Raw genomic sequence first — 10,041 nt, forward strand, 5'->3', positions numbered from 1 at the left:
TTAATACTTCATCAAAAAAAATAAAATATAGTTTAAAAAGTAACATAATCTCTTGTTATAACTATGGGATCATTACTTTTTAAAAAAGATAAATTTTCTATAACAGAAGCTCATGTTGATAAAAAATTCAAAAAGTTTTTTCTTCATGATGTATCAAATTGAAAATTAAAGTGAAGAAAAATCAATCTAAACTTGAAATTTTTAATTTTTATCATAGCTGGTTAAAAATTGTTTAATTCGGTTTTCTCTATGCAAATATTTCTCAAACCTAAAATTAATCAAATAAATTAATTTAAGTTATTAATTCAAAATGACAGAAGAAAAAAAGGATTCAAAAAAATGTTCTGGAAAGAAAAACATTATGTTTGCCTATGGTTTTATACAACTTGGTTCTAGTTTCGTATCTGCAATAGCTTTAGCTGCAATCGCTTTTGGATTCTGTTCAGTAAAAAAAGAGTCTAAACTTTTCAATAAATGTGTTGCAGAAATTATTGAAGATGGTGGTACCAATTCTGAGGCTGTAAGGTATTGCAATGGGGGCAATTAAAATACCTCAGAGAACAATTAAATGGATTCAACCTGTGATTTGATTATTGACTCTTTAAAAGAGGAGCCAATTGGAGAAACTGATCATTTTATTTGGTTCATAACAGATATTGGCATTGTTGCCCTATTTAAAAGAGAGGAAAACTTTGAAACTTATAGTTCGAATGTCGAAATTGAGGCAAATAAAATTGCTTTGGATATAACTAAAGAAGAGAAAGAGTACCTCAAAATAAAAGAGAGACAGCTTTTCTTGTTTTATTCATAATCTAGGATTTAGTTCTTGATTTAGTAAGATGGCTCAAGGTTAAAGGCCGGCTCCATAATATTGTTTTCGCTAATTAATTCGTAGGTTAGCTCTTTATTTAGGGCATTTATATAAGATGTATAAAGTTTTCCCCAAACAAATTCAAATTCATCTTTACTTAAATTCTTGAAAAGAATTTCTCCTTTGAAGTAAATGTGATAAGAATCATTCATCATGGAAAATTAATCTTATCCTTTTTAACGCAGTGAAATATGTATGTAGTATTAGGTGCTACTAAAAAGAAATTTATATTTGGAAGTCAAATACTTTTAGACTATCCGTGTATTCATTTTTTGTTTTTTGAATAATCCGACTGTCTCATCAAGATCCATACACGGCTGAATACTTATATCCATTAACCTTCTCCAGGGATGCCATTGCTTCCAAATTGTCTCAAGAGAATCTGCACTCACTACAGAATGTCCAATCCCATTTTGAACCATAAAAATCCAAGAATGAACCTCATAGTTTTCAGGTCTGTTTTGGGGACCACCTGATTCGTACCAATTAATTAGCATTTCTGCCCCTTCTTCTTGATCCTCGCCATCTGTAAATTCGTAGGAAATCAAATACCTTTGCATATAGATTATTATTAAAATCTCTAAACTATTTTAACTCTAGATTTAGATATTGCCTCCCAATTTAATTAATGCTATGAAGTTTATAGAAGTGATTGTTTTAAATGACCGAAAGATTTGGGAAAATTAAAAAGAATATTTTGACTAATTTATCTTTTATAAATAAGACAATCTTGAAGTATTTTCAAAACCATGATCTGTTCGTATAGCTCCAGTTAACAGATAAAATTTGATACTTTTTAAAATACCTTAAATTAGTTACCATATTTGTACTGTATAGATACCAATGATAAATAAAAAGGATCAAAGCGATCCAATTGATAATTTAGAGTATGAAAAAGTTCTAGAAGAAGAAATAATTAATTCGTACGAAAGTAAATTTCAGAAAGATACTGAAGAAGATATTAAAAAGATTAAATTCTACAGACTTAAAAGAACTCCATTAGAAATATTAAATAGGTCATTTTTCTTTTTCTTTATTGGAAGTTTTCTTTTCTCTTTGTTTTTAGCTTATTCAGAAAGTAAGTTATGGTTCATACTTTATGTAATAAGTGCATTGTCATGTGTTTTCTATACTCCTAATAGAAAGGCACTTAAAGAATTAATAGCAGCTTGGCCAAATATAGAGGATCTCATTAAAGGGAGGAGTATGTGGAGAAAAGGCAAGTAAATAGATTATGAAACCGTTAAGTTCATTTAAAAAATGGTTATTAAATATCCTTGTGCCATACATAGAGGGCACCAACAAGAAAAAAGAGGATAAAAAATGAGTTTAATAAAGGTTGGAATTATTGTTGAAATTTTTTTGTTTGTGGGAGTTTTTTTATGGGTTAGGAAACTAAATAGTAAACAAAGTAGGCAACCATCTTTATCAAAAAAAACAATAAAAAATCTCAAATTTTAGAATTTTGATCACAAAATAAGGAATCTTTATAAAGAGATCAAATTTATGGGAAAATTCTTTACTTTTTTCTCTCACTTTGTATGTGAAATCGGTTAGAACATCTACATCGTTCTTAAAAAATATGGTTTCCTCCATTCAAGGTCTTGCTCCAATAACTAATCCATTAAATAGTGTCTTAGTAGAAAAGAAACTAATAAATGTTGATCAAAAGTTTATTCAACTTGTTTCTCTGGCAGAAGGTTTACCTCGTACAGAAGTTATTGAAAGTGGTAGAAATTATTGGAGAGGTGTTTGTAGAAGCTTAATTTTTAGATTTCCAGATGACCTCGAAATTTTAAAGCTTGATGTAAGAAGTTATGTAGATAGATCAAAAGGAATTATTCAGATAAGATCTGCAGCAAGATTAGGGCAATCAGATTTAGGCGTTAATCTAAGAAGAGTGGAATACTTGTTTAATCAATTAGAGAAATTTTAATTAATCTATTTTTTATAAATTTAAGGTTCTTTTTACTAAATAGTTGTGCTTTAATTCATAAGAATATTTGAATTGCCATGGTAAAGATAATCTTAGTTGGAATTATTGTCGCGCTTGTATATTCTCAACCTGACCTTCGTCTTACAGTCGCTGATTGGTTAAAAGCAGCTTCTGATTTTCTTATTGAATCAGTACAAGTAAAACCTTGAATTAATTTTTAATGAAGCATTAAATAAGACCTGAGACAGTAATCATTTGTTTAATGCATAGAGCTACGAAAATAAATATTATTATCCTGCTTAATATGTATTTCACTTAAACAAATAAATAGTTTTAGGAACATAATAGAAAATTTTTTTGAAATTTTTGAATAGTTAACGATAATAAGGGATATGAAGCTTAGATTATTTGAGTTCTATTTTATTAAAGACTATTTAAGGCCTTGGTTTGGTCTTATTTATTCTTTATTCTTTCTGTTTTTTTTAGGTGCAATTGGCTATCGAATAACAGAGGGATGGGAATGGAGTGATTGCTTATGGATGGTTCTGATCACAATAACCACTATTGGTTTTGGAGAAGTTCAACCTTTAAGTCCTGAAGGCAGGATCGTAACTGTTTTAGTAATCGTTGGCGGATTGATCTTTATTCAATTTACCTTTCAAAAAGCTGTTAGATTATTCGAATCCGGCTATTTTCAAAGAGTAAACGAATTACGTTTTAAAAGACTTCTTAGAAAAATGGAAAATCATGTAATTTTGTGCGGATATGGGAGGGTAGGTCAGGAAATATCTAACCAAATAAAAACGCAAAATATTCCAATTATTGTTGTTGAGAGTGATGAAGATAGAAAAAAGATTGCTGAAGAAAATGGTTTAGAAGTTCTTTGTGCTGATGCAACTCTTGATGAGACTTTAAAACTGGCAGGATTAGAAAAATGCAAAAGTTTGGTTGTTACCTTACCTAATGATGCTGCTAATTTATATGTGGTTTTAAGTGCTAAAGGGATAAGAAGTTCTATAAGAGTAATTGCAAGAGCTGGAACTGAAGAAGCTGCAAGTAAGTTGAGATTAGCTGGAGCAAGTATAGTTGTAAGCCCTTATATCGCAGCAGGAAGAGCAATGGCATCAATGGCTTTAAGACCAATAGCTATTGACTTTCTTGATCTGCTTGCAGGAAGTGAATGTGAAATTGAAGAATTTGAATTAAGTAATGATATTAGTCTTTTTGAAACTGCAGAGAAAAGATCACTTTCTGAACTTGGAATAGGCAAAAAGAGTGGGGCTAAAATATTAGCCATTAAAGAAAATGAAAAGTTGTTTACTAATCCTGGAGGTAATTTCATACTTCAACCAGGTCAGGTATTAATAGCATTTGGTAGTAAAGAACAACTAAATATTTTGAACGGATTATTAGGAAATCTTGTCGTAGCAGTAGAGCTATTAAAGTAGATAGATCAAGATTCAAAATTAATTGCTAAATTGATTGTGGGTGGAATAAATCAAATGAAAATATTTAAATTTCTATTTGTAATTCCTGTAATAACTTTAATAATTATTTTTCAAACCTCTTTGCAAAATAGATATCTAATGGCTTCTGATATTAGAGATGGAGAAACAATTTTTAGAAATGTTTGTGCAGGCTGCCATGTAAGAGGTGGATCAGTCGTTCTTAAAGGATCCAAATCATTAAAACTTTCCGACCTTGAAAAAAGAGGAATAGCAGATGTAAATTCAATAACAATAATTGCTAATGATGGGATTGGTTTTATGAAAGGTTATAAAAATAAATTGAAGGATGGAGAGGATAAGGTTCTTGCACAATGGATTATTCAAAATGCAGAAAAGGGTTGGGAGTAAATGAAAAGCTTATTTTTTGCATCTTTTTTATTTTTATTAGCTGAATATTCTTTTGCTGAGGAATTAATTAATTACACAATTACATCTGATTCTCAAATAAATACTTTAGAAGGTGATTTAGAGGCTATTGGAAATGTAGTTATTAAAAGCAATAGTGGTAATTTTGAGGCTTATTCTGACAAGCTTTCTTTTGACAAGGATGATAAATCTCTAAAACTTATTGGTAATGTTTATGTTAAAAATTTAGAGTCTGAGGGAATTGCAATTGAAGAAACATCTGGAGATGAGTTGACCATATTTACTGATACAGGAATTTTTGAATTCAAATCTCAAAATAAAAACAGAGTAAAAACAAAAATTAAATTCTAAATAAAGAGTTGATATTTAATTGAAATTTAAATTGCTAGCTGAGCTCTTAATGCCGATATATACATAATAATTTTATATATCAAAATAATTTGATTTATATATCTTTAGATTTTTAAATTATCCTTTGGCTGTAATTTATATTTAACAGACTCATTTCTCATTACAAAGTGGGCATTTTAAAAAAAATCCTTATTTTTTCTTCTGCTATCTCATTAGTTCTCTCTCAAGAAGCGATTGCTTCAAAAAGATTGAGCGGAGCAGGTGCTACATTTCCCTCGAAAATTTATACTAGGTGGTTTTTTGACTTAGCCAAATCAGGTGGACCAAGGGTTAATTACCAAGCAGTTGGTTCGGGCTCTGGAAGAAAAGCTTTTATAGACCAAACCGTAAACTTTGGTGCTTCTGATGATCCTATGAAGGCTAAGGATATAGAAAAGGTATCAAGAGGTTTAGTACAGATTCCTATGGTTGGAGGAACTATTGCTTTTGGTTATAACTATGATTGCGATTTGAAACTTACTCAAGAGCAAGCAGTACGAGTTGCAATGGGTATGGTTAAAAACTGGAAAGAATTAGGCTGTAAATCAGGAAAGTTAACTTGGACACATCGTTCTGATGGTTCAGGAACTACTAAGGCTTTCACAAACTCTATGGAAGCATTTTCACCAACATGGACTTTAGGAACTGGTAAATCAGTTAAGTGGCCAGCAGGCGTTGGAGCAAAAGGTAATTCTGGTGTTGCAGGTGTAATTCAAAACACTCCAGGCGCAATTGGTTATGTAAATCAGTCATATATTAAAGGTAATGTTAAGGCTGCTGCACTTCAAAATCTTTCAGGGGAGTTTCTAAAACCATCTGCAGAAGCAGGAGCTAAGGCTCTTAATGGTATTACTTTAGATGAAAATCTTGCGGGTAAAAATCCTAATCCAACAGCAAAAGGAGCGTACCCTATCGCTTCATTGACATGGATACTTGCTTACGAAAAAGGTAATGGTAGAAACACTAAAGCAATCAAACAAGCCTTTAATACATTGTTAAGTGATGAGTATCAAGATAAGGCTTCATCCCTTGGATTTATCCCCTTAAAAGGGAATATCCTTTTGAAATCAAGAGCTGCCGTTGAAAAAATAGGTAGTTAAATTTTTTAATAGATGTCAAATTATCATGACTTTCATATACCTTTAACCCCTCTTAAAGTCTTTTACAGCATTTAGTAGTAGATTTATAGAGATATTCTTTTTTTAATGGAAGAGAAATTAACTCTTTTCAAGAATCGTAAAAGATTCGGTATCGAAAAAAATATAGATATTATCTTCAAGAATACTGCTCTAGTCTTGTCTAGTTTCGTAGCAATAATACTTTTAGGAATTATTTTAGTAGTCTTTTTTCAGTCATTTGAATCCTTTTCAAGGTATGGCTTGAAGTTTTTAGTAACCTCTGAATGGAATCCTGTAAAAGATGAATACGGAGCTTTTACTGCAATATATGGCACATTGGTAACTTCATTTCTTTCGTTATTAATAACTATCCCTTTGGGCGTTGGAACTGCAATATTTATTACCGAGGACTTTGTACCGAAAGTTTTTAGAGAAATAATAGGTTCTTTTGTTGAATTATTAGCAGCTATTCCATCAGTTGTATTGGGACTTTGGGCAATATTTGTAATGGAACCTTTTTTTAGAGCCTTTTTTGTCTTTTTACATAATTTCTTTGGTTGGATACCTTTATTCAGTACAGAACCTACAGGCAGGAATTCTTTGTTAGCAATATTGATTTTAGTAGTAATGCTTTTGCCAATAGTGACCTCCATTGCAAGGGATTCACTTAATCAGGTTCCTAAAAAGCTTAGAAATGCAGCCTATGGAATTGGAGCAAGTAGATGGAAAACAATATTTTCAGTAATTTTGCCGGCAGCATTATCAGGAATTATGGCAGGTGTTCTATTGGCTTTAGGTAGGGCAATGGGAGAAACAATGGCTGTGACAATGATTATTGGTAATTCAAATGCATTTAGTTGGTCTCTATTATCTCCTGGATATACCATTTCCTCCATGCTTGCAAACCAGTTTGGTGAGGCTGATGGAAGTCAGGTTTCATCACTTTTTTATGCGGCTTTTGTACTTATGATCCTTTCTTTAGTGGTCAATATCTTTGCTCAATGGCTAGTTAAGAAATTTAGTCTCAAATATTAGATAATTATGAATTCACTTTATTACCAGAAAAGATTATCAAGAAATATAGGAGATAAATTCTTTACTTCTTTATCAGTAATTTGTGCATTGATCGCAATACTTCCTTTGATTTTTCTGGTGACTTATATTCTCATCAAAGGTGGATCCCAAATTACACCCGAACTATTTACTTTAGAACCAAATCCCCCTGGAGATGATTTAGATGCAGGTGGTATTAATCCTGCATTGATTGGAACATTAATTATAACTACTATTGCTTCAATTATCGCCATTCCAGTAGGTGTTGGCGGTGGAATATATTTAGCTGAATATTCTAAAGGGGGTGCTTTTTCAAGGTTTATAAGATTCGGAGTTAATGTTTTAGCGGGAGTCCCCTCAATAATTGCCGGTGTATTTATTTATGCCTTAATTGTTTCAACAAAGATCTTATTTGGAAGTATGTACAGTGGCTTGGCCGGAGGTATGGCACTTTCAATATTGATGTTGCCTACTGTGATTAAGACCACTGACGAAGGTTTAAAGTTAGTTCCTAACGAATTAAGATATGCGTCTCTTGGTGTTGGAGCAAGTATGTATACAACCATATTGAAAGTTACTTTGCCCTCTGCCTTTAGGTCTATTGCTACTGGCGTTGTACTTGGAATCGCAAGAGCTGCAGGTGAAACAGCACCTTTGATATTTACGGCTTTATTCTCTTACTACTACATAACAGGCTTTGGAGACTTGTTTTATGAGATGGGTTCTTTGGCTGTATTGATATACAACTTTGCTCTAGAACCATACGATGCACAGAATAAATTAGCCTGGGCAGCTTCCTTTATTCTTGTTTTATCGATACTATCAGTAAATATATTTTCAAGGATATTGGCCGCTTTTACTGAGAAAACTAAGAGAGTATAAATGATTAAAACTAATAAAAAAATACCAAAGAATATCATTTTATCTCTTGAGAATGTTTCTATTAGCTATGGAACTTTTGAAGCAGTAAGAAATGTTTTTTGTAATTTTAAAAAAGGAAATATAACCTCCCTTATTGGACCTTCAGGTTGTGGTAAATCAACTGTTCTTAGATCATTAAATAGGATGAACGATTTAATTCCTAATTGCTCATTAAAAGGGACTGTCCTCTTTGATGGAACTAATATTTACGATAAAAGAGTAGATCCAGTTGAAGTAAGAAGAAGAATTGGAATGGTTTTTCAACAACCTAATCCTTTTCCTAAATCTATCTATGAAAATATTGCATTTGGGGCAAGAATTAATGGCTTTACGGGAGATATGGATGAATTAGTGGAAAGTTCACTAAGAAAAGCTGCTTTATGGGATGAATGTAAGGATAAATTAAATGATAGTGGTTACTCTTTATCTGGTGGACAACAACAAAGATTATGTATTGCTCGAACCATCGCAATTGAACCTGAAATAATTCTCATGGATGAGCCATGCTCAGCTTTAGATCCAATCTCTACTTTGAAAATAGAAGAGACGATGCATGAACTTAAGAAGAATTACACAATAATAATCGTTACTCATAATATGCAACAGGCATTAAGAGTTAGTGATATGACTGCATTTTTTAATGCAATTGAGTATGAAGATGGTGATGGAGGAAAGGTTGGTTATCTTGCAGAATTTAATTCGACAAAGAAAATTTTTAACTCTCCAAAAGAAAAAACTACTCAGGAATACATATCAGGTAAATTTGGTTGATGTTTAATTTTTACTTTTAAAAGAAAAATTTTTACCTTTAAGAAAGGCAAGGGGTAGACAAACAGTATAAATACCTATATAGTTATTTCGAATTAGTAAGTTTATCTTTGAAAAACTACCCTTTTCTACCTTTCTTGATTTTTGCAGGGGCTCTCATAACAACTGCAACAATAGGATTGCCTGTATTTACTTCATAATTTAAGAGTATTTCTATTTCAGGTAATCTTATGGTTTCAATAATAAATAAAGAATTAATTGGAAGTCCTCATAAAACCTTAATAAAGGGAAATTTATTTGACTTTATAAAAAAAAGAGAGAATATGAATCTGTGTGGGAGTGAAAAATCTGTATTAAAACCATTTTTAAAAGTGGTTAATTTCTAATTTATTTATCATGGATAAAACTAAAGAACAGTTAGAAAAATTAAGAGAAGTAGCAGAAGCATCTCTTACAAAAACGGATGAACTTCAAAAAGTTCTTGCTCAAATCGAAGCTTTAATGTCTAGAGAAGAATCACAAACATTATCAAAGAAGAAATAATTATTTAAAAAATAATTTTAGGTTTTGTACTTTTAATTACACCTCTACAATTCCATTGTAGTTATTAATTGGGTATGCAGAACCCGTTCCAAAGTTTTCTGTTAGGTCTCGAGGTCTTACCTTCTTTAAGTAAAAGACCTCTTTAATTTGTTTGTTTTTATTATATTTTTATAACCTGCTTATTTAGTTGATTACTTTATAGATTTCTTTCAAGCAGACATTTACATCGAAAGATTCAGTATTTACAACCTCTAATCCTGTTTTTTCTGTAACTTCAACAGTGGCATTGCATTCGTCTTGTTTAAGAGCCATGTAACTTGGCTTTTTATCTTCTATATCTAATTCAACACTTGATTCAGTATCTTCCTTATATTGCTCCATTACTAGTGTAAGTGCCTCTATCTCAACGGAAAAATTATCATTTGCTTTTGCCCCAAATGGGATGACAAGAAATGGAAATAAAATCAAGGCTATTAATTTTTTCATTTCTATAAAATGTGTTTATTTTTTTTATAACGTGGATTGTCTGCTAAAGAAAGGGTCATTAGCTGTATAAATTTTTTATTA

The 10,041-nt window shown here is 31.2% G+C and carries 17 protein-coding genes; 14 read left to right on the forward strand and 3 right to left on the reverse strand.

The genetic code is table 11. The annotated features are described in order from the left end of the window. Window positions 1–310 precede the first annotated feature (310 nt). Together MK115_RS01300 and MK115_RS01305 are read left to right on the forward strand one after the other, a co-directional pair. On the forward strand, window positions 311–547 hold the full coding sequence (locus MK115_RS01300; RefSeq protein WP_025890625.1) for a hypothetical protein: 237 nt from the start codon (window positions 311–313) through the stop codon (window positions 545–547). 21 nt (window positions 548–568) lie between these two features. Next, window positions 569–811, forward strand: coding sequence for a DUF8674 family protein (locus tag MK115_RS01305; protein WP_025972006.1), 243 nt, complete (start codon window positions 569–571; stop codon window positions 809–811). A gap of 20 nt (window positions 812–831) precedes the next feature. Here the strand turns inward: MK115_RS01305 and MK115_RS01310 are convergent, their stop codons facing one another. After that, window positions 832–1,026 (reverse strand): hypothetical protein, encoded by a 195-nt coding sequence (locus MK115_RS01310; protein WP_032520682.1) that lies wholly within the window; start codon window positions 1,024–1,026, stop codon window positions 832–834. A gap of 93 nt (window positions 1,027–1,119) precedes the next feature. Then, window positions 1,120–1,431 carry a DUF3303 domain-containing protein gene (locus tag MK115_RS01315; RefSeq protein ID WP_011818215.1) on the reverse strand — a complete coding sequence of 104 codons (312 nt, stop codon included), beginning with the start codon at window positions 1,429–1,431 and terminating at the stop codon, window positions 1,120–1,122. 283 nt (window positions 1,432–1,714) lie between these two features. On the opposite strand from MK115_RS01315, the gene MK115_RS01320 reads away from it, so the two are divergent. The 12 genes from MK115_RS01320 (at window position 1,715) to MK115_RS01375 (ending at window position 9,474) form a co-directional block, all read left to right on the forward strand. Continuing rightward, on the forward strand, window positions 1,715–2,098 hold the full coding sequence (locus MK115_RS01320) for a DUP family protein (RefSeq protein ID WP_075507881.1): 384 nt from the start codon (window positions 1,715–1,717) through the stop codon (window positions 2,096–2,098). Window positions 2,099–2,194: 96 nt separating this feature from the next. Then, window positions 2,195–2,332 (forward strand): hypothetical protein, encoded by a 138-nt coding sequence (locus MK115_RS01325; protein WP_287608465.1) that lies wholly within the window; start codon window positions 2,195–2,197, stop codon window positions 2,330–2,332. 121 nt (window positions 2,333–2,453) lie between these two features. Beyond that, a complete protein-coding gene (locus tag MK115_RS01330; RefSeq protein ID WP_025890629.1) occupies window positions 2,454–2,807 on the forward strand; it encodes a DUF1499 domain-containing protein in 354 nt (117 codons plus the stop codon). 77 nt (window positions 2,808–2,884) lie between these two features. Further along, window positions 2,885–3,016 (forward strand): hypothetical protein, encoded by a 132-nt coding sequence (locus MK115_RS01335; RefSeq protein WP_011818220.1) that lies wholly within the window; start codon window positions 2,885–2,887, stop codon window positions 3,014–3,016. Between the two features lie 183 nt (window positions 3,017–3,199). Then, window positions 3,200–4,255 carry a potassium channel family protein gene (locus tag MK115_RS01340; RefSeq protein WP_011376270.1) on the forward strand — a complete coding sequence of 352 codons (1,056 nt, stop codon included), beginning with the start codon at window positions 3,200–3,202 and terminating at the stop codon, window positions 4,253–4,255. Between the two features lie 54 nt (window positions 4,256–4,309). After that, window positions 4,310–4,663: a c-type cytochrome gene (locus tag MK115_RS01345; RefSeq protein ID WP_287608472.1), complete on the forward strand. Its 354-nt coding sequence runs from the start codon at window positions 4,310–4,312 to the stop codon at window positions 4,661–4,663. Next, complete coding sequence (locus MK115_RS01350) at window positions 4,664–5,032, forward strand: hypothetical protein (protein ID WP_287608474.1); 369 nt, start codon at window positions 4,664–4,666, stop codon at window positions 5,030–5,032. 167 nt (window positions 5,033–5,199) lie between these two features. Further along, window positions 5,200–6,171: a phosphate ABC transporter substrate-binding protein PstS gene (pstS, locus tag MK115_RS01355; RefSeq protein WP_287608476.1), complete on the forward strand. Its 972-nt coding sequence runs from the start codon at window positions 5,200–5,202 to the stop codon at window positions 6,169–6,171. A 105-nt stretch (window positions 6,172–6,276) separates the two neighbouring features. Beyond that, window positions 6,277–7,224 (forward strand): phosphate ABC transporter permease subunit PstC, encoded by a 948-nt coding sequence (pstC, locus tag MK115_RS01360; RefSeq protein WP_032524262.1) that lies wholly within the window; start codon window positions 6,277–6,279, stop codon window positions 7,222–7,224. 6 nt (window positions 7,225–7,230) lie between these two features. Next, entirely contained in the window at window positions 7,231–8,124 is an 894-nt protein-coding gene (gene pstA / locus MK115_RS01365) for a phosphate ABC transporter permease PstA (protein ID WP_025952644.1), read from the forward strand. Beyond that, on the forward strand, window positions 8,125–8,934 hold the full coding sequence (gene pstB, locus MK115_RS01370) for a phosphate ABC transporter ATP-binding protein PstB (RefSeq protein WP_032524264.1): 810 nt from the start codon (window positions 8,125–8,127) through the stop codon (window positions 8,932–8,934). Window positions 8,935–9,327: 393 nt separating this feature from the next. Continuing rightward, window positions 9,328–9,474 (forward strand): hypothetical protein, encoded by a 147-nt coding sequence (locus MK115_RS01375; RefSeq protein ID WP_002808068.1) that lies wholly within the window; start codon window positions 9,328–9,330, stop codon window positions 9,472–9,474. A 183-nt stretch (window positions 9,475–9,657) separates the two neighbouring features. Here the strand turns inward: MK115_RS01375 and MK115_RS01380 are convergent, their stop codons facing one another. Further along, complete coding sequence (locus MK115_RS01380; protein WP_287608484.1) at window positions 9,658–9,960, reverse strand: hypothetical protein; 303 nt, start codon at window positions 9,958–9,960, stop codon at window positions 9,658–9,660. Window positions 9,961–10,041: the final 81 nt, after the last annotated feature.

Origin of the sequence: Prochlorococcus sp. ALOHA_ZT_50 (genome assembly GCF_022447305.1) — a bacterium.
Lineage (GTDB): Bacteria > Cyanobacteriota > Cyanobacteriia > PCC-6307 > Cyanobiaceae > Prochlorococcus_A.